The following is a 17,313-nucleotide window of genomic DNA, read 5'->3' on the forward strand; positions in this document are numbered from 1 at the left end:
GGCGCTTCGAAGCCCAGGGCTTCGAACCCGGCCCCAGCATCTTCACAGGCCCCCGCGCCCACGTTGGATCCCGTGATCCAGGACTCCAGAACGCACCCTTCCGCCTCTCCCGAGGCCCCCTCTCAAGCCACCTCATCCCATAAGGAATCCAAATGAGCCTGCTTGCCTCCCCCTTCGTTCTCGCCATCGCAGAAGCCGCCGAAAACGCCTTCGGTCCCAAGCAGATCTGGGAAGCCGCTTCTCCGGTGAACAAGGTCATCATCGGCATCCTGATCCTCCTCATCCTCCTCCAGATCTACACGGCCATCGAGCGCGGCATCGTCTATGCCCAGTCCAACGCCGCCTCCCGCAAGTTCCTCAAGCTCTTCATGGACACCCTGCGCCGCGGTGACTTCGAGGCCGCCAAGCGCGCCGCCACCACCCACAACAAGAGCCACATCGCCCTCGTCCTCAAGCACGGCCTGGACATCTTCCAGTACGAGAAGCAGCTCAAGGCCCTCCACGAGTCCCACGACGTGATCCAGCCCGTTGAGCGCGCCATCGCCCGCGGCACCGCCGAAGTCACCGACCTGCTCAAGAAGGGCATGCTCGGGCTGGCCACCATCGGCGCCCTGGCCCCCTTCATCGGCCTGCTCGGCACCGTCATCGGCATCATCAAGGTCTTCTCCGACCTGAAGACCAAGGGCGCCGGCGACATCAACGCCCTGGCCGGTTCCATCGGCGAGGCCCTGGGCACCACCGCCCTCGGTCTGATGGCCGCCATTCCCGCCGTGTGGATCTACAACCTCTACACCGCCCAGCAGGACAAGATGGTCACCAACATCAACAACGCCGCCTCCCAGATGATCGACGAGTTCATCCGCCGCGAGAGCCAGCAGGCCTAAGAATTAACCCCGGTCCGGGGGAGCCCTGAGAAGGATCCCCCGGACCTATCTAGGAGGTCACCATGGATGCAGGTGGTGGTGGCAAGTCTGGGGTTAAAGCGGATATCAACGTAACCCCACTTGTGGACATCGTTCTGGTGCTGCTGATCATCTTCATCGTGATCACGCCCGCCGTGAACAACGCTGTGCGGCTCCCGCTGTCCAAGCACAGTCTCAAACCCGAAACCCAGGCAGGTGCCAAGTACCTCACCCTGATCCTCCCCGCCCACCGCGACGCCAAGGGCGTCATCGATGGCCCGGCTCCGATCATGGTGGACGACAAGGACGCCAAGGACGCCAAGGGCAATGCCCTGACGTTCACCTACAAGGATGACGCCAAGAAGCAGCAGCTCATCCAGTACATCAAGCAGTCGATGATGTACCTCAGCGACCGGCGCGTGTTCATCAAGGCCGACGCCGACATTCCCTTCAAAAACGTAGATGAGCTCTTCCAGATCTGCCGTGAGGGCGGGGCCGACGAGGCCTCCATCGTCACCAGCGAGGACAAGAGCACCGGGGGGGCTAAATAATGGACGCCGGTGGCCCGAAGGGCAAAGCCAAAAGCGATATCAACGTCACGCCCCTCATCGACATCGTTCTCGTGCTTCTGATCGTGTTCATCGTGATGGTGCCCGGCCTCTCCAAGGCCCTGCCCGTCGTGGTGCCCCAGGTGGTGAAGGTCGACAGGCCCACCCCGCCCGATCCGAAGAATCCCCCTCTGGTCGTCACCATCGACCAGAACGGCGATCTCATGCTCCAGAACGACAAGATCCAGCTCGCCGAGCTGGCCGACAAGCTCTCCCCCGTGGTCCAGCTGCAGCCTTCGGGCATGCGGAAGGTCTTCCTGCGGGTGGATGAGGAGCAGGCGTACCAGTATGCCGTCAACGTCCTCGACCAGATCAAGGTCGCCAGCGACCGGGCCAAGCGGGAAACCGCCCTCCGCCCCGAGTTCGTCGGCACCGGCCTGGACGGCGGCGACGTGAAGGTGGTGGCTGCGGTCAAGAAGCGCACCCCCACCAGCTAGACGATCCCCAGGGATCGGAGGAAACGGGCCGGAATCTCCGGCCCGTTTTCATTTTTTGGAACGGAGGAGGTGGATCCGCCAGGCCAGGTAGGGGCCGATGGACTTCTGGCGCCTGGGCTTCTTGCGGCGTTCGATGGGCGCGAACAGGCGCCTGCGCCGCCGGTCCCTGCGCCGGCGGTTGCTGCCGAACACCACGGCAAGCACCAGGATCATGGCGGCCAGGGAGGCCACAATGATGAGGGCGAGGAGGGCGTCGGAGGTCATGGATCGGCCTTCATGGGGCCGTTCGGGTACGGCCCATGGGGATACGAACTGCCAAGGGGGCGGTAGCGTATTTTTTCGCCGATTCCTGCCGGGATCAAGCGGATTCGAACGAATTCAGGGGTTGTAGGCTCCCTGGGGCAGGTTCATGCCCTCGGTGTGGAACCGGTCGCTGGCGTGGAGGTGGTCCAGGAGCTGGGACAGGTTGGCGCCGCTGGGCACCACCGGGACGCCCACCTCCCGCTCCAGCTCGGCCAGGGTCATGTCGTCCAGGAACTGGTTGGAGGGGGTGGGTTCGCTGCCGTCGTCCAGGGCGTACTGGTCGGTGGGGCCGGTGTGGACCCGCAGGGAGGCGCTGGGGATCACCACGGCGTCCACCCAGCGCAGGTTGCCGCCGTGGGCGTCCCGGTCGGCATGGGCGGCATAGGCCAGGTCCCGTCCGCACAGGAGCCCGGCCACCGTGACGCTCGAGCCGAAGGCGTTGTTGGGCGCCGCCACGGCCCGCAGCTCGCTGCCGCACTGGCGGTTCACCTGGGCCAGGGTGCGGTTGAGCACCGGGGCGAAGCTGCTGCCGGTGAGCACCAGCACCTTGCGGCCCTGGAAGTCCATGGCCTTGGGGGTCCGCACGAAGCGGCGGGTGTGCTCCAGGAACTTCCGGACCAGGCCCACCCCGTTTTCCAGCTGGGCCCAGGACTGGGAATAGAAGGCCCGGCCCGGCACCGGGATGTCCGCCCGGGTGAACCACTCGTCGGCCAGCAGCAGCCAGGGCTCGCCGTGGTTGGCCGCCGTATGGCGGCGCACCTCGGGAATCCAGCGCCGGGCCCACGCGGCCGCGAAGGCCGGGTCCACGTCGGGGATGGAGGGCAGGCCGTCCCGGTGGGACGTGAGCCCCACGGGGACGCAGGAGAGGCTCAGCACCCCGCCCTTGCCGGCCCAGGGCCCCTCGGTCTGGAAGGCCCGGCGCTCCCAGAGTTCCCGCACGGTCTTCTCCCACACCTCGCCGTCGTTGATGCCCGGCACCAGCACGGCCTGGGTGTGGATGTCCACGCCCCCCTCCAGGAGCCGGTCGATCTTGCGCAGGATGTTCCCCTCCCGGGGATTGCCCACCACCTTCGCCCGCACCACGGGATCCGTGGCGTGGACGCTCACGTGGATGGGGGAGAGCCGTTCGCGCACGATGCGGTCCAGCTCGGCGTCGTCGCTGGAGGAAAGCGTGCTGAAGTGGCCGTAAAGAAAGGAGAGCCGGATGTCCTCGTCCTTCAGGTACAGGGACTTCCGGTACCCCTTGGGCATCTGCAGCACGAAGCAGAAGATGCAGTTCTGCTTGCACACCTTCACCTGGTCCTGGGCCAGGTCCAGGCCGATGCCGTTCTCGCCGTTCTCCACGACGGCGGTGCCGCGGCTCCCGTCGGGCCGCTTGTAGGCGAGCCGGGTCTCGTCCCGCTGGCTGATGAGGAACTGGTAGCTGAGCTGATCCAGAACCGGTTCCCCGTTGATCTCGAGCAGGGTGTCCCCGGCCCGGAGGCCGGCCTCCCAGGCCAGGCTCTCCGGTTCGACTGAAATGACGAGGACACCCTTTTGCGCCATGGAACTCCCTTGGTTTCCCAGTCTAACCCGGGATCCAAGGGGTCAGGGCCGGGAGCATCGCTCCTTCGCCTGCTCCAGCTTGGCTTCGGTGTAGGGGAACCAATCGGGTTCGGCGTCCGTGGCGCCGTCGTCGATGACCATGCCCTTGTACTCCGTGAACAGGCGCAGGCCGATCTTCCCGTGGTAACGGTTGTGGCCGGACTGCTTGACGCCGCCGAAGGGGATGTCCCGGATGACGTAGTTGACGACCACGTCGTTGATGTCCACGGATCCGGCCCGGAGGCGGTTGGCGATCTTCTGGGCGCGGCGCATGTCGTTGGTGAAGACGTAGGCGTCCAGGCCGTAGTCGTTGTCGTTGGCCAGCTCGATCGCCTCCTCGTCATCCTTCACGGTGCAGATGGGGAGGATGGGGCCGAAGGTCTCCTCCTTCATGATCCGCATGGAGTGATCGACGTTGGTGATCACCGTGGGCTGCCAGTACCAGCCGGCCTGGATGGCCGGGAAGCCCCCCGCCACCAGCTTGGCGCCCTTGTCCAGGGCGTCGTGCAGAAGGGACCGGAGGGTGCTGATGGCTCGGTCGTTGGCCAGGGGGCCGACGTCGGAGGTGGGGTCGTCGCAGGGGCCCAGCTTCAGGACGTTCACCTTGGCGATGACCTTCTCGATGAAGGACCGGCTGATGGACTCGTGGCAGTACACCCGCTTCACCGCGGCGCACACCTGGCCGTTGTTGCAGAAGCGGCCGTACACCGTCGCGTTGGCGGCCCGCTCCAGGTTGGCGTCGGCGCAGACGATCAGCGGGTCGCTGCCCCCCAGCTCCAGGAGGCAGGGCCGCAGGAGGGGCGCCAGCCGGGACTGGAGTTCCCGGCCCACGGACGTGGAGCCCGTGAAGCACACGAAATCCACGCCGGGCGCCGTGGCCACCACCGTGCCCACCTTGCCGGGCCCGTGGACCACCTGGGCCAGCCCCGGCCACTCCGGGAAGGCCTCGGCGAAGAGCTTCTCGATGAGGTCCCCCACCAGGGGCGCCGCGGAGGTGGGCTTGAGGATCACGGCGTTGCCCGCCGCCAGGGCCGCGATGGCCGGGGAAAGGGCCAGCTCGAAGGGGAAGTTCCAGGGGGAGATGACGCACACGACGCCCCGGGGGGCGTAGCGGATGAGGGCCGTCTTGTGCCGTTCCATGCGGGGGGGCAGGTCCACCTTCTCGTCGGCCAGGTAGTTCTCGGCGTGGTGGATGTAATCGTCCAGGTCCTCCAGCACCATGCCCACGTCGAAGTGGAGGGCCTCGAGCAGGGGCTTGCCCATGCTGCGGGAGATGGTTCCGGCGATCTCCGCGGAACGGTCGGCGATGAGGGTCCGCAGCTTGCCCAGGGTGCGCGCCCGCTCCTCCCACCCGGCGAGGCCCCAGGCGTCGGCGGCGCGCCGGGCCCGCTCGACGAAGGTCGGCACCAGGGCCTCGGGGGTCTGGGGAACCGCGCCGATCATCTCGAAGGTGGCGGGGTTCACCGCCCGGGTGACCTGCTGGCGGTACGTGGGGGGTTCGGCCCGCCTTTCGATGCGGGTGCGGGGGTTGAGGGTGCGCTGTTCCATGAGGGAGTCTCCTGCCGGATTCCATGAAGTGAGCCTGAAACGGCCGTTGCCGTCATTTCCTTGTGCAAGGGTTGTGCCGCATGGACTCGGCTTGGGATTTACAGGCATTATCTCTCCGGGCGTGCGATCAAACTGAATCTGAAAATCATATTGATGTAACTAGGGGCCTTCCACGGGCCGGGGGCACTATGAACCTCGCCTAATTGGTCCTTCTCGGAGTAGGGGGGCAGATCCTGGCCGCGCCTGGTTTTCGGGCCTGGTTCGGTATCGAATGACGTCGCAAGGTCTTTTGTCCTGCGTCGGCAAGGGTGCGCAACGTTCCAGACCCGGCTGAGGGGATTCGCGACGAATTCACTCAACGCGGTTGATACTTGGCGCATTACGTAATACAATAACTTACATGAGACGAGATAGCCGATTATCCGGAGTCCTCCACGTCCTACTCCACATGGCGCAGCAGGGTGCCCCTCTGACTTCGGAAGTCCTGGCGAAAGCACTGAACACCAATCCCGTGGTGATCCGCCAGATCATGGCTGGCCTTCGGAACGCGGGGTACGTCCGATCGGAAAAGGGACATGGCGGTGGCTGGACGCTGGCCTGCGGCCTATCGAAGGTGACTCTGCGCGATGTGTACAATGCGCTTGGCTGCCCTTCGCTACTCGCCATCGGCAACCGCACGGATGCGCCCGGCTGCCTTGTCGAACAGACCGTAAATGCCGTACTAAATAAGTCATTTCAGGATGCGGAGGCGCTGCTGCTTTCGCGCCTTGGCGAGGTGACACTCGCGGCGCTGAGCGCCGACGTTTGCAAACGCCTTGCTGCCCGTGGCGGATCACCTCATCTGGAGACGAGCCATGCCTAGACCCATTCACCACCGAAGCAAGGGCCGGGATTGATATGACTGAATTCTGGGAAACGGCTTTTACTGAGAAGCAACTGATATGGGGAAACGAGCCGACCGCCTCCGCCAACCTCGCGAGCGATTACTTCGCTCGAATGGGCATCAAGGATGTCCTTATCCCCGGGGTAGGGTACGGCAGGAACGCCAAGGGGTTCCTGGATCGCGGGATGTCCGTCACCGGGATCGAGATCTCTGACACGGCGATCTCTCTCGCCCGTTCCCAGCTCGGCCTTCAGATCCCCATCCACCACGGCTCGGTAGCGGACATGCCGTACGACAGCAGGCCGTACGATGGCATCTTCTGCTATGGACTCATCCATCTCCTGGATCCAGCGGGACGTGCAAAGCTCATCCAGGACTGCTACCGACAGCTCGCGCCAGGCGGGCACATGATTTTCACCGTCATCTCGAAGAAAGCGCCGATGTATGGGCAAGGAGAAAGGCTGGGCGAGGATTGGTACGAGAGAGGACCCGGCCTGCAGATGTTTTTTTACGACACCGGTTCGGTTGAGCGGGAGTTCGGTCCGCACGGGTTGGTCGCGCTCTCCGAGATCGATGAGCTGATGCCGGGCGGTGGCTCTTTCCCGTTCATCAACGTGTTTTGCATGAAGGGCGAAATGACGTGAACATCGTGAGGCATCGGCACGTTTTCGCGAAAATCAGCGCCGGCGCTAGGTTCTTCTCCCGAACCTGACGAATCGCTGGGATGAAGGGTCGGCCCCAGATGAATTCAGTCCTCCCGGGTCTGTCGGAAATCCATGAAGACCCGTTTACTTTGGTATCCTTGGCGGCATCCCCCGGAGATGCCCCATGCGCCTTGGATCCCTGCTCACCGCCTGCGTCGCCGGCCTGGCCCTCCAGGCCGCCCCGGCCAAGGACGCCACCTTCCAGTCCCTCGCCAGGATCATCGTCGAGGACACCCTGCGGTTCTCCCCGGAGGGCGCCACCCAGTTGGGCGATCACCGCTGGGACGACCGTCTCCAGGACCTCAGCGCCCGGGGCGTCGCCGAGCAGCTCGCCTGGGCGCGGCATATGTCGGGCCTCCTCCGGGGCATCCGGCCGGAGCAGCTCTCGCCTGCCAACCGCGTGGACCGGGAGGTCCTCCTGGACACCCTCGGCGCCACGCTCCAGGACCTCGCGGAGCTGGAGGTCTGGCGCCGGAACCCGCTGATGTACAACCCCGGCGGCGCCCTGGACGGCCTTCTTTCCAGGGACTTCGCCTCCCCGGGCCGGCGGCTGGCCTCCGTGAAGGGGCGGCTGCAGGGGATCCCGGCCCTCCTGGCCGCGGCCCGGGCCAACCTGGACAATCCGCCGCGGATCTTCACCGAGACCGCCATCCAGCAGTTCCAGGGCACCCTGGGCCTGGTGCGGGACGGCGTGACCGAGGCCGCGGCCCAGGCCGGGCTGAAGGAGGACCTGGCGCCGGCCCAGGCCCAGGCGGCCCGGGCGCTGGAGGACTTCATCGCCTGGCTGAAGGCCGATCTCCTGCCGCGGTCCAACGGCGACTTCCGCATCGGCAAGGCTGCGTTCCGCAAGCGCCTTGGCACGACGCTGAGCTCCGGCCTCACGCCCGAGGCCATCCTGGTCCGGGCCGAGGCGAGCCTGAAGGCCATCCACGCCGAGATGGCGGAGGTGGCGCGGCCCCTCCACCGGGCCTGGTTCCCGGACCGGGCCGGAGCCGGCGACCGCGACGCCGTCAAGGCCGTGCTGGACCGCATCGCCGAGCGCCACCCCGACAACGCGACCATCGTCGCCCAGGCCACGCGGGACCTGGCCGAGGCCACCGACTTCGTGCGCGCCCGCGGCATCGTGACCCTCCCCACCAGCCCCGTGCGGGTCAAGGTCACCCCCGAGTACGCCCGGGGTGTCGCCGGGGCCTACTGCGAGACCCCGGGCCCCCTCGAGAAGAACGGCACCACCTTCTACTGCATCGATCCCACCCCCGCCGACTGGAGCCCCGCGCGGGCCGCTTCCTACTTCCGGGAATACAACGACGCCATGCTCAAGGACCTGACGGTCCACGAGGCCATGCCCGGGCACTACCTCCAGGGCGCCATCGCCAACCTCTACCAGGGCCCGACCCTGGTGCGCGCGGTCTTCTCCAGCGGCCTGTTCGCCGAGGGCTGGGCGGTGTACGGGGAGCAGGTCATGGCCCGGATGGGCTTCGGGGGCCCGGAGGTGCGCCTCCAGCAGCTGAAGATGCGCCTGCGGGTGACCATCAACGCCATCCTGGACCAGAAGATCCACACCGCCGGCATGACCGAGGCCCAGGCCCTGAAGCTCATGATGGACGAGGGCTTCCAGGAGGAGGGGGAGGCCGTGGGCAAGTGGAAGCGGGCCTGCCTGACCTCCACCCAGCTCAGCACCTACTTCGTGGGCGCGGCGGAGATGGACGACCTCCGCGCCGCGGCGGAGGCCCGGGCGAAGCGGGAGCGCAAGCCCTTCGATCAGAAGCTCTATCATGATCAGGTACTTGGCTTCGGGACCCTGGCCCCCAAGTTCGTGCGCCGGCTGATGGGGCTGTAGGATTTTCGGGCCGGGGATGTCAGCATAGGAAGTGCCCCCGGAGAAGCCATGAAGTTCCACCCGACCGCCCTCCCCACGGCCCTGCTTCTGGTCCTCGCCTGCTCCCGGCAGCCGCAGGACCTGAAGAAGGGGATGGAGGCCTTCCAGCGCCAGGACTACGCCGCGGCCATGGCCCTCTGGCAGCCGCTGGCGGAAAAGGGCGTCGCCCAGGCCCAGCTGTCGCTGGCGGAGATGTTCGCCCGGGGGGACGGCGTGCCCCGGAACATGGCCGAGGCCGCAAGGTGGTACCGCCTCGCCGCCGAGCAGGGCGTCCTGAAGGCCCAGGTCCAGATGGCCTGGATGTGCACCCAGGGCGAGGCCGTGAAGAAGGACCCGGCCGAGGCCGCGAGGTTCTACCGCCTCGCCGCGGACCAGGGCAGCGCCCTGGCCCAGTACAATCTGGCCGTGATGCTCGACAAGGGCGAAGGCGTGGCCCGCAACCCCGCCGATGCCCTGAAGTACTACCGCATGGCCGCGGACCAGGGGGATCCCAACGCCCAGTACCTCGCGGGCTATTTCTACGCCCGGGGCGACGGCGTCCGGAAGGACCCGGCCCAGGCCGTGGCCCTGCTCACCAAGGCCGCGGGGCAGGGGGTGGCCGGCGCCCAGTCCCTCCTGGGATGGATGTACGAGGCCGGGGAGGGCGTGGCCGCCGATCCGGCCCAGGCCGCCACCTGGTACCGCAAGGCCGCCGAGAAGGGCGACCCCTTGGCGGAAGGCCAGATGGGGGCCATGTGCGCCTCGGGCACGGGCGTCGCCAAGGATCCGGCCCAGGCCGTGAAGTGGTACCGCCTGGCCTCCGAGCACGGCAACCCCGCGGCCCAGGCAGCCCTGGGCTGGATGCTGGAGCGGGGCGAGGGCGCCGGGAAGGACCCGGCCGAGGCCCTTAAGTGGACCCGCAAGGCCGCCGAGCAGGGCAATGCCGACGCCCAGTGCCACCTGGGGGCCCTCCTGGCCAAGGGCGCCGGCCTGCGCAAGGATGCCGCCGAGGCCACCCAGTGGTACCGCAAGGCCGCGGACCAGGGCCTGGCCCAGGCCCAGGCCCTCCTGGGCTCGGCCTTCCTCGTGGGCGAGGGGGTCCCCAAGAACCTCCAGGAGGCCTATGTGTGGTTCCTGCTGGCCAAGGCCGGCGGGGACGCGGCCTCGGCCCAGGTGGTGGAGCGCCTGGAGCGGGACCTTTCGCCCGAGGCGGTGGCGGAAGGGCAGAAGCGGGCTTCGGAGACCTGGAGGAAGCACTCCTAGCGCGGCTCCCAGGCGTGGAACGGCCGCCCAGGCCCTGATCCGTGGACATTGCAGGAATTCGGGATATTGTGACCTTCAACAATCCCTTGGCGTCACCTGGACGCCCTGCGGTCCCGCCGAGGTCCCATGTCCAAAGCCCCATCCCATCCGGAATCAATCCAGGCTTCCTGGCTGGTGGGCGGGGGCGAGATGGGGAAGGCCATCCGGGAGAAGGACTGGTCCCTCACCCCGCTGGGTCCCCTGGAGACCTGGCCGCCGAGCCTGCGCACGACGGTCAGCCTGGTCCTCAATTCCAACTTCCCCATCTCCCTGGCCTGGGGACCCGACCACACCCAGATCTACAACGACGGCTACTGGCCCATCTGCGGCGACAAGCACCCCGAGGCCATGGGCCAGGACTTCTCCGTGTGCTGGGCCTCGGCCTTCCCCGCCATCGGCGACGCCTTCCGCAGCGCCCTGGCCGGCACCACGGCCTTCCTGCGGGACCAGCGCATGTTCCTGGACCGCCTGGGCTTCCTGGAAGAGACCTTCTTCACGTTCTCCTTCAGCCCCATCCGGGACGAAACCGGCGCGGTGGCCGGCCTGTTCCACCCGGTCACGGAGACCACCGGCATCATGCTCGCCGAGCGCCGGGCCCGCATCCTGCGCGACATCGCCGCCCTGGACATCAAGGCCCTGTCGCTGGACGATGCCCTGGCGGCGGCCGCCGGGGCCCTGGGGGAGGCCGCCAACGACGTGCCCTTCGCCCTCTTCTACCGCGCCGGGGATGGGACCGCCACCCTGGTGGCGCGCACGGGCCTGCCGGCGGATCCGGTGGCGTGCCCGGCCCGGGTGGACCTGTCGGTGCCCGACCCGGCCTGGGGCGTGGGCCGCGGCGCTCCGGGCGGAAGCCCGGCCCTGTGCCCTCCGGGCCTGCATGCGGGGCCCTACCCGGAGCCGGTCGAGGCGGCCATGGTGCATCCCATCCGCCTGGCGGGCCAGGAGCGCCCCATCGCCTACCTGGTGGCGGGGCTCAGCACCCGGCTGCCGCTCAACGACGCCTACCGCTCGTTCTTCGAGCTCCTGGCCTCGGCCGTCACCTCCCTGGCGGCCAACGCCACCGCCTTCGAGGAGGAACGCCGCCGCGCCGACGCCCTGGCCGAGATCGACCGCGCCAAGACCGTGTTCTTCAGCAACGTCAGCCACGAGTTCCGCACGCCCCTCACCCTGCTGCTGGGCCCCCTGGAGGACGAACTGGCCGACCCGGCTTCGGAGCTGGCCCCGGCCGGCCGGGAACGCCTTCGCATCGCCCACCGCAACGCCCTGCGCCTCCTGAAGCTCGTCAACACCCTCCTGGATTTCGCCCGCATCGAGGCGGGCCGGCTCCAGGCCGAGTTCTCCCCCACGGACCTCGCCGCCCTCACCTCCGACCTGGCCGGCAACTTCCGCTCCGCCTGCGCCCAGGCGGGCCTGGCCCTCACCGTGGACTGCCCGCCCCTGGACAGGGCCGTGAACGTGGACCGGGACATGTGGGAGAAGATCGTCCTGAACCTGCTCTCCAACGCCTTCAAGTTCACCCTGGAGGGGGGCATCGGGGTGGAGCTGAAGGAAGGGGCGGGCTGGGCCGAGCTGGTGGTCCGGGACACCGGCGCGGGCATCCCCTCGGAGGAGGTGCCCCGCGTCTTCGAGCGGTTCCACCGCGTCCGCAACACCCCCGGCCGCACCCACGAAGGCGCCGGCATCGGGCTCGCCCTGACCCGGGAGCTGGTGGCCCTCCACGGCGGAACCATCCAGGTCGAAAGCACGCCCGGCCGGGGCAGCGCGTTCACGGTGCGCATCCCCTCGGGCGCCGCGGAGGCCGCGGCCGCCCCGGTCCCGTACCGGCAGCCGGATTCGCAGGCCGCGCGCCTCTACCTCGAGGAGGCCTCCCAGTGGCTGCCCTCCGGGACGCCGGCGCCGGCGGCCCCCGGGCGCCCGCGGATCCTCCTGGCCGATGACAACGCCGACATGCGCGCCTACGTGATGCGGCTGCTGGCGGACGACTTCGAGGTGGAGGCCGTCCCCGACGGCGCCGCCGCCCTCGCGGCGGTGAGGCGGGAGCCGCCCGTGGTGGTGCTCTCCGACATCATGATGCCCCGCCTGGACGGCTTCGGCCTGCTGCGGGAACTGCGCGCGGACGAAGCGCTGCGCACCATCCCCGTGATCCTCCTCTCGGCTCGGGCCGGCGAGGAGGAGCGCATCCGCGGCCTGGCCCTGGGCGCCGCCGACTACCTCACCAAGCCCTTCACCGCCCGGGAGCTGCGGGCCCGCGTGCGTGCCCACGTGGATCTGGCGGAACTGCGCCTCCGGGCCGGGCGGGACCGGGTGGACGTGGTCCTCAGGGAGAGCGAGCAGCGCTTCCGCAGCCTGGCCGAGGCCATGCCCCAGATCGTCTGGACCACCGACGCCGCCGGCAAGAACGACTACTTCAACCGGCAATGGGTGGACTACACCGGCATGACCATGGAGGAAAGCCATGGGGACGGCTGGAACCGGCCCTTCCATCCCGAGGATCGCCAGCGGGCCTGGGAGGCCTGGCAGCGCGCCACGGCCACCGGGGGGGCCTACGCCCTGGAGTGCCGGCTGCGGCGCGCCGACGGAGCCTACCGGTGGTGGCTGATCCGGGGCGTGCCCCAGTTCGACGCCGCCGGCGCGATCTCCAGGTGGTTCGGCACCTGCACGGACATCGAGGCCATGAAGCAGCAGGAGAAGGCCCTGCGCGAAACCCAGAAAATGGACAGCCTGGGCAGCCTGGCCGGGGGCGTGGCCCACGACATGAACAACGTGCTGGGGGCCATCCTGGCCCTGGCATCGGTGCACGGCATGGCCGCGCCGGCGGATTCGGCCCTGGCCCGGGACATGGCCACCGTCGCCTCCGCCTGCCAGCGGGGCGGGAGCCTCGTGAGGGGCCTCCTGGGCTTCGCGAGGCAGGAACTGGCGGAGGAGCGGGACGTGGACCTGAACGCCGTGATCCGCCAGGAGGTCGAGCTCCTGGAGCGCACCACCCTCCAGAAGGTGCGCCTCGCCCTGGACCTCGAGCCGGACCTGCCCGCCATCTCGGGGGACCCGTCCGCCCTCCACCACTGCCTCATGAACCTCTGCGTGAACGCCGTGGACGCCATGCCGGAAGGGGGCACCCTGACCCTGCGCACCGCCCGCGTGGAGGGCGGCGTGCTCATGGAAGTGGCCGATACCGGCGCCGGCATGTCGCAGGCGGTCCTGGACAAGGCCCTGGAGCCGTTCTTCACCACGAAACCCCAGGGCAAGGGCACAGGCCTGGGCCTCGCCATCGTCTACGGCACCGTCAAGACCCACCAGGGGACGCTGGAGATCCAGAGCGAGCAGGGCCGCGGAACCCGCGTGTTGGTGCGGCTTCCGGCCGCCGTGGCGGGCCCGGGGGCGCCCCCGGCTTCCGGACCGGCGGAGGCACCCCCTTCCAGGCCCCTGAGGGTCCTGGTGGTCGACGACGACGAGCTGATCCTGCTTTCGGTCCCCCTGCTCCTGCGGGCCCTGGGCCACGCCGTCGCCACCGCCCAGGGCGGCGAGGAGGCCCTGGCCCTGCTGGAAGCCGGAGAGCGCCCCGACGTGATCATCCTGGACATGAACATGCCCGGCGCCGACGGCGGGGTCACCCTGCCGCGCCTGCGCGGCCTCCGCCCCGGGGTGCCGGTGCTGCTGGCCACGGGCAGGGCCGACCAGGCCGCGCTCGACCTGGTGGCGGCCCACCCCGGCGTCGCCCTCCTGGCCAAGCCCTTCGACATCGCGGAACTCAGGCGCAGGCTGGCCGAGGTCGGCTAGATTGTCACCATGCGCGTCCTGCTCCTGGACAACCTGGACTCCTTCACCCACAACGTGGCCCGCTGCCTCGCGGAGGCCGGGGCGTCGGTGGACGTGCGCCGGCGGGACCAGGTGACCCTGGCGGGCCTCCTGGAGGCGGACCCGGACTTCCTGGTGCTCTCCCCCGGCCCCGGGGCGCCGGAGGCGGCCACGCTGGCCCTGGCGGCGGTGCGGGCCTTTTCCGGCCGGATCCCCATCCTCGGGGTGTGCCTGGGGCACCAGGTGCTGGCCGTGGCCCACGGCGGCCGCGTGGAGCGGGCCCCGGAACCCGTGCACGGCAAGGCCTTCCCCGTCCGCCACGACGGCCGGGGGCTCTTCCGGGGGCTCCCGGACCCCCTGGAGGCGGGGCGCTACCACAGCCTCGTGGTGACCGAGGCCCCCGGCTTCGAGATCAGTGCCCGCACCCCGGACGGCCTCGTCATGGCCATGCGCCACCGCAGCCTGCCCCTGGCCGGGGTGCAGTTCCATCCCGATTCCTTCCTCACGCCCCTGGGCCCGGAGATCTTCCGCAATGCGCTCCTGGGACATCTCTGAAACCTGGCAGGCGCGGGCCTGCGTCCTGGACGAGGCGGCGTTCTTCGAGGACCTGCCGGCCACCCCCTTCGCGTTCCTGTACGGCGAGGGCCGCTGGCTGATCCTCGGGGAGGACCCCCTGCTGGAGCTGGAGGACCTGGCCCCCGGGGAGCTGCGCTTCCACCGCCGGGGGGAGGCCCCGGAGGTGCTTCCCGACCTGGTGGCCCTGGCGGCCTACGAGCACGGCTACGCCCTGGACCCCGCCCTGCCGGCCCCGCCCCCGCACGGGGATCCCGTCCCCGACGTGCGCCTGACCCTCCACCGGAGGATGCGGGTGTACGACCGCGCCCGGGGCGTGCTCCACACCGCGGTCCGCGAAGGCGTCCCGGCCGGCCCGGCCCGGCATTCCCTGGGCCGGGGGGCCTGGCGCGCCCGGAAGACCGGGGACACCGAGGACGCGGCCTCCCACATGGCCAAGGTGGCCCGCATCCGCGAGGAGATCGCCCGCGGCAACGTGTACCAGGCGAACCTCACCCGCCAGGAGACCTGGGCCTTCGAGGGCGCCCTGGACCGGCTCGCGCGCAGGCTCCACGCCGCCAACCCGGCGCCGTACTCCGCCCTGGTGGCCGACCCGCTGTGGACCCTCGTCTCGTCGAGCCCCGAGTGCTTCCTTCGCATCGGCGGGGGCCGCCTCCTCACGCGCCCCATCAAGGGCACCGCCCCGCGCCACGGCGACCCCGCCCGGGACCTGGCCGCCGCCCGGGACCTCCTGGCCTCGGCCAAGGACCGCTCCGAGCTGGCCATGATCGTGGACCTGCTGCGCAACGACCTGGGCCGGTTCTGCGCGCCGCCCCCGGTGCGGGTGGACGCCTTCGCCCTGCTGGAGAGCTACGCCAACGTGCACCACCTGGCGGCCGACGTCTCCGGAACGCTGCCTCCGTCCTGGACGTTCGGAGAGCTGCTGGCGTCCCTTTTCCCCGGGGGCTCCATCACGGGCTGCCCGAAGATGGCGGCCATGGCCCTCATCCGGGAGTTGGAGCCCGCCCCGCGCCGCCTCTACACCGGGACCCTGGGCTGGCTGCGCAGCGACCTGGGGCAGGGGGAATTCGCCATCCTCATCCGCTCGGCCTGGGCCGCGGGATCCGAGCTGCGCTTCGGCGTGGGCGGCGGCGTGGTGTGGGACTCGGACCCCGCCGCGGAGTACGAGGAGACCGTGCACAAGGGAAGGAGCCTCGTCCAATGCTTACGCTCGTGACGGATACCCGCGTCGACCTGGCCGGGAGCGCCCTGCGCTTCGGGGCGGGCCTCTTCGAGACGGTCCGCGTCCAGGGGGGGCGCGCCCGGTGGCTCCCGCTGCATCTGGAGCGGCTGGCCGCGGGCTGCTCCTTCCTGGGCCTGGACGCGCCCCCGCCGGACCTGGAGGCGCGCCTCGACCTGCCCCGGGAGGGGGTCCTGCGGCTCCTGGCCGCCGACGGGCGCCTCCTGGCCTGGACCGGCCCCCTGGAGCCCGCGCCCGGCCGGGACCTGCGCATCGGCCTGAGCCGCGGGATCCTGCGGCACCCGGGCCCCCTCACCCGGTTCAAGACCACCAGCTACCTGGAGAACCACCTGCTCCAGGCCGAGGCGGGGGCCCGCGGCCTGGACGAGGTGCTGGCGCCGACGCCCGCGGGGCGCCTCAGCGACGGCGGCCGCAGCACGCTTCTGGCCCTGGTGGACGGCGCCCTCCTGACGCCCCCCCTGGAGGACGGCGCCCTGCCGGGCATCGGGCGCCGGGTGCTGCTGGACGCGGGCCTGGCGCGGGAGGCGTCCCTGGCCTGGGAGGATCTGGCCCGGGCCCGGGCCCTGGGCCTGGTGAGCGCCCTGCGCGGCCTGCGTACCGTGGCGGAGGCGGAAGGCCTGGCCTTCGCGCCGGTCCCCGGCGCCCTCCGGGAGGCCGCCGATGCCCTATCCTGGTAGCCGGAGCGAACATGGACATCAAGCTGCCCAAGGACCTGGAACAACGGCTCACCGGCTCGATCCGGCGCTACATCACCGAGAACTTCGGCGAGGACGTGGGCGACCTCAAGGCCGCGATGTTCCTCAAGTACTGCCTGGAGGAGATCGCCCCCAGCGTCTACAACCAGGCCGTCGCCGACGCCCGGACCTTCATGCAGGAGAAGCTCCAGGACCTGGAGGACGTCTGCTTCGCGCACGAGGAGGGCTACTGGACCAAGGGCTCCGGGGCCAGGGGCGTCCCGCGCAGGCCCGACCGGCGCTGAGCCCGGGAACCTGGGCCCGGGCCGCGGCATCCTGGTGACATGCCGCCCTCCATCCGTCCTGCCGCCTACCTGCTCCTCGTCCTGGGCCTGGCCTGCGGCAGCAAGGGGCCCCGCTTCACGTACGACACGGGCCCGGGGCTGGAGACCGTGCGTTCCTTCGCCCTGGACCCGCGCCAGCTGATCTTCCGCGTCGACGGGCGCCGGGAGGTGGATGCCGGCACCTTCCGCACCGCGGCCATCCTGGAGCTCAAGGCCAAGGGCTTCACCCAGGCCGGCGCCGGCGTCGCGGACGCATGGGTGAACGTCATCGTCCTCGCGGACGGCGCGGACAGGGACGAAGGGCCCGCCAGGAAGCTGGATGCGGGCGGCGAGGGCAGGGGCAAGGGCCGGGGCGCCCGGGGCGCGCCCCCCGAACTCACCGCGGCGCGCCACTCCATGCCCTCCGGGGACCTCACGGTGATGGTCAAGGTGATGTCCCGGGACGGCCAGAGGACCCTCTGGTACGGCCGGGCCGACCTGCCCGCCCGGAAGCCCGGCCAGGGCCCCCAGGAGGACCACGTCCGCACCCTCATGGAGCCGCTGCCGGCGCGGCGCTGA

At 69.8% G+C, this 17,313-nt stretch carries 16 protein-coding genes and 1 pseudogene; 13 read left to right on the forward strand and 4 right to left on the reverse strand.

Annotation, left to right across the window (positions count from 1 at the left end):
• Positions 1-152: 152 nt before the first annotated feature.
• The 3 genes from RAH40_RS21670 to RAH40_RS21680 all read left to right on the forward strand — a co-directional run bounded on the left by RAH40_RS21670 (position 153) and on the right by RAH40_RS21680 (position 1,947).
• Positions 153-884 (forward strand): MotA/TolQ/ExbB proton channel family protein, encoded by a 732-nt coding sequence (locus RAH40_RS21670; RefSeq protein ID WP_306599719.1) that lies wholly within the window; start codon positions 153-155, stop codon positions 882-884.
• A gap of 137 nt (positions 885-1,021) precedes the next feature.
• On the forward strand, positions 1,022-1,453 hold the full coding sequence (locus RAH40_RS21675; protein WP_373432538.1) for an ExbD/TolR family protein: 432 nt from the start codon (positions 1,022-1,024) through the stop codon (positions 1,451-1,453).
• The gene (locus RAH40_RS21680) at positions 1,453-1,947 is read left to right on the forward strand and encodes a biopolymer transporter ExbD (RefSeq protein WP_306599721.1); all 495 of its coding nucleotides are present in this window, start codon (positions 1,453-1,455) and stop codon (positions 1,945-1,947) included. The genes RAH40_RS21675 and RAH40_RS21680 overlap by 1 nt, the downstream gene beginning before the upstream one ends.
• 48 nt (positions 1,948-1,995) lie before the next feature.
• Here RAH40_RS21680 and RAH40_RS21685 read toward each other — a convergent pair whose 3' ends face one another.
• From RAH40_RS21685 to RAH40_RS21695, 4 genes and pseudogenes are all read right to left on the reverse strand, one after another.
• Positions 1,996-2,211 carry a hypothetical protein gene (locus RAH40_RS21685; protein WP_306599722.1) on the reverse strand — a complete coding sequence of 72 codons (216 nt, stop codon included), beginning with the start codon at positions 2,209-2,211 and terminating at the stop codon, positions 1,996-1,998.
• A gap of 114 nt (positions 2,212-2,325) precedes the next feature.
• Positions 2,326-3,594 carry a DUF512 domain-containing protein gene (locus RAH40_RS21690; RefSeq protein ID WP_373432589.1) on the reverse strand — a complete coding sequence of 423 codons (1,269 nt, stop codon included), beginning with the start codon at positions 3,592-3,594 and terminating at the stop codon, positions 2,326-2,328.
• Between the two features lie 57 nt (positions 3,595-3,651).
• Positions 3,652-3,819 (reverse strand): annotated as a pseudogene (locus RAH40_RS23110) (PDZ domain-containing protein); the annotation flags it as partial.
• 18 nt (positions 3,820-3,837) lie between these two features.
• Complete coding sequence (locus RAH40_RS21695; protein ID WP_306599723.1) at positions 3,838-5,382, reverse strand: aldehyde dehydrogenase family protein; 1,545 nt, start codon at positions 5,380-5,382, stop codon at positions 3,838-3,840.
• Between the two features lie 400 nt (positions 5,383-5,782).
• On the opposite strand from RAH40_RS21695, the gene RAH40_RS21700 reads away from it, so the two are divergent.
• The 10 genes from RAH40_RS21700 (at position 5,783) to RAH40_RS21745 (ending at position 17,313) form a co-directional block, all read left to right on the forward strand.
• Positions 5,783-6,244 (forward strand): Rrf2 family transcriptional regulator, encoded by a 462-nt coding sequence (locus RAH40_RS21700; RefSeq protein ID WP_306599724.1) that lies wholly within the window; start codon positions 5,783-5,785, stop codon positions 6,242-6,244.
• 35 nt (positions 6,245-6,279) lie between these two features.
• On the forward strand, positions 6,280-6,909 hold the full coding sequence (locus tag RAH40_RS21705; protein WP_306599725.1) for a bifunctional 2-polyprenyl-6-hydroxyphenol methylase/3-demethylubiquinol 3-O-methyltransferase UbiG: 630 nt from the start codon (positions 6,280-6,282) through the stop codon (positions 6,907-6,909).
• Between the two features lie 184 nt (positions 6,910-7,093).
• Entirely contained in the window at positions 7,094-8,809 is a 1,716-nt protein-coding gene (locus tag RAH40_RS21710; protein WP_306599726.1) for a DUF885 domain-containing protein, read from the forward strand.
• A gap of 48 nt (positions 8,810-8,857) precedes the next feature.
• Positions 8,858-10,090 (forward strand): SEL1-like repeat protein, encoded by a 1,233-nt coding sequence (locus RAH40_RS21715; RefSeq protein WP_306599727.1) that lies wholly within the window; start codon positions 8,858-8,860, stop codon positions 10,088-10,090.
• Between the two features lie 126 nt (positions 10,091-10,216).
• The gene (locus tag RAH40_RS21720; RefSeq protein ID WP_306599728.1) at positions 10,217-13,906 is read left to right on the forward strand and encodes an ATP-binding protein; all 3,690 of its coding nucleotides are present in this window, start codon (positions 10,217-10,219) and stop codon (positions 13,904-13,906) included.
• Between the two features lie 9 nt (positions 13,907-13,915).
• Positions 13,916-14,479 (forward strand): aminodeoxychorismate/anthranilate synthase component II, encoded by a 564-nt coding sequence (locus tag RAH40_RS21725; RefSeq protein ID WP_306599729.1) that lies wholly within the window; start codon positions 13,916-13,918, stop codon positions 14,477-14,479.
• Positions 14,457-15,713: an anthranilate synthase component I family protein gene (locus RAH40_RS21730; protein ID WP_306599730.1), complete on the forward strand. Its 1,257-nt coding sequence runs from the start codon at positions 14,457-14,459 to the stop codon at positions 15,711-15,713. The genes RAH40_RS21725 and RAH40_RS21730 overlap by 23 nt, the downstream gene beginning before the upstream one ends.
• Entirely contained in the window at positions 15,698-16,414 is a 717-nt protein-coding gene (locus RAH40_RS21735; RefSeq protein WP_306599731.1) for an aminotransferase class IV, read from the forward strand. The genes RAH40_RS21730 and RAH40_RS21735 overlap by 16 nt, the downstream gene beginning before the upstream one ends.
• An 11-nt stretch (positions 16,415-16,425) precedes the next feature.
• Positions 16,426-16,716, forward strand: coding sequence for a DUF2164 domain-containing protein (locus RAH40_RS21740; protein WP_306599732.1), 291 nt, complete (start codon positions 16,426-16,428; stop codon positions 16,714-16,716).
• A 39-nt stretch (positions 16,717-16,755) separates the two neighbouring features.
• Positions 16,756-17,313, forward strand: a complete 558-nt coding sequence (locus tag RAH40_RS21745) for a hypothetical protein (protein WP_306599733.1) — start codon at positions 16,756-16,758, stop codon at positions 17,311-17,313.

The sequence above is a fragment of the Geothrix sp. 21YS21S-2 genome, from assembly GCF_030846775.1.
Lineage (GTDB): Bacteria > Acidobacteriota > Holophagae > Holophagales > Holophagaceae > Mesoterricola.

Bases quoted from the DNA above. Each gene is read 5' to 3' on its own strand.
- RAH40_RS21730 (WP_306599730.1), top strand. From the start codon at position 14,457: ATGCGCTCCTGGGACATCTCTGAAACCTGGCAGGCGCGGGCCTGCGTC.
- RAH40_RS21670 (WP_306599719.1), top strand. From the start codon at position 153: ATGAGCCTGCTTGCCTCCCCCTTCGTTCTCGCCATCGCAGAAGCCGCC.
- RAH40_RS21710 (WP_306599726.1), top strand. From the start codon at position 7,094: ATGCGCCTTGGATCCCTGCTCACCGCCTGCGTCGCCGGCCTGGCCCTC.
- RAH40_RS21680 (WP_306599721.1), top strand. From the start codon at position 1,453: ATGGACGCCGGTGGCCCGAAGGGCAAAGCCAAAAGCGATATCAACGTC.
- RAH40_RS21745 (WP_306599733.1), top strand. From the start codon at position 16,756: ATGCCGCCCTCCATCCGTCCTGCCGCCTACCTGCTCCTCGTCCTGGGC.
- RAH40_RS21720 (WP_306599728.1), top strand. From the start codon at position 10,217: ATGTCCAAAGCCCCATCCCATCCGGAATCAATCCAGGCTTCCTGGCTG.
- RAH40_RS21705 (WP_306599725.1), top strand. From the start codon at position 6,280: ATGACTGAATTCTGGGAAACGGCTTTTACTGAGAAGCAACTGATATGG.
- RAH40_RS21725 (WP_306599729.1), top strand. From the start codon at position 13,916: ATGCGCGTCCTGCTCCTGGACAACCTGGACTCCTTCACCCACAACGTG.
- RAH40_RS21735 (WP_306599731.1), top strand. From the start codon at position 15,698: ATGCTTACGCTCGTGACGGATACCCGCGTCGACCTGGCCGGGAGCGCC.
- RAH40_RS21740 (WP_306599732.1), top strand. From the start codon at position 16,426: ATGGACATCAAGCTGCCCAAGGACCTGGAACAACGGCTCACCGGCTCG.
- RAH40_RS21700 (WP_306599724.1), top strand. From the start codon at position 5,783: ATGAGACGAGATAGCCGATTATCCGGAGTCCTCCACGTCCTACTCCAC.
- RAH40_RS21695 (WP_306599723.1), bottom strand. From the start codon at position 5,382: ATGGAACAGCGCACCCTCAACCCCCGCACCCGCATCGAAAGGCGGGCC.
- RAH40_RS21715 (WP_306599727.1), top strand. From the start codon at position 8,858: ATGAAGTTCCACCCGACCGCCCTCCCCACGGCCCTGCTTCTGGTCCTC.
- RAH40_RS21685 (WP_306599722.1), bottom strand. From the start codon at position 2,211: ATGACCTCCGACGCCCTCCTCGCCCTCATCATTGTGGCCTCCCTGGCC.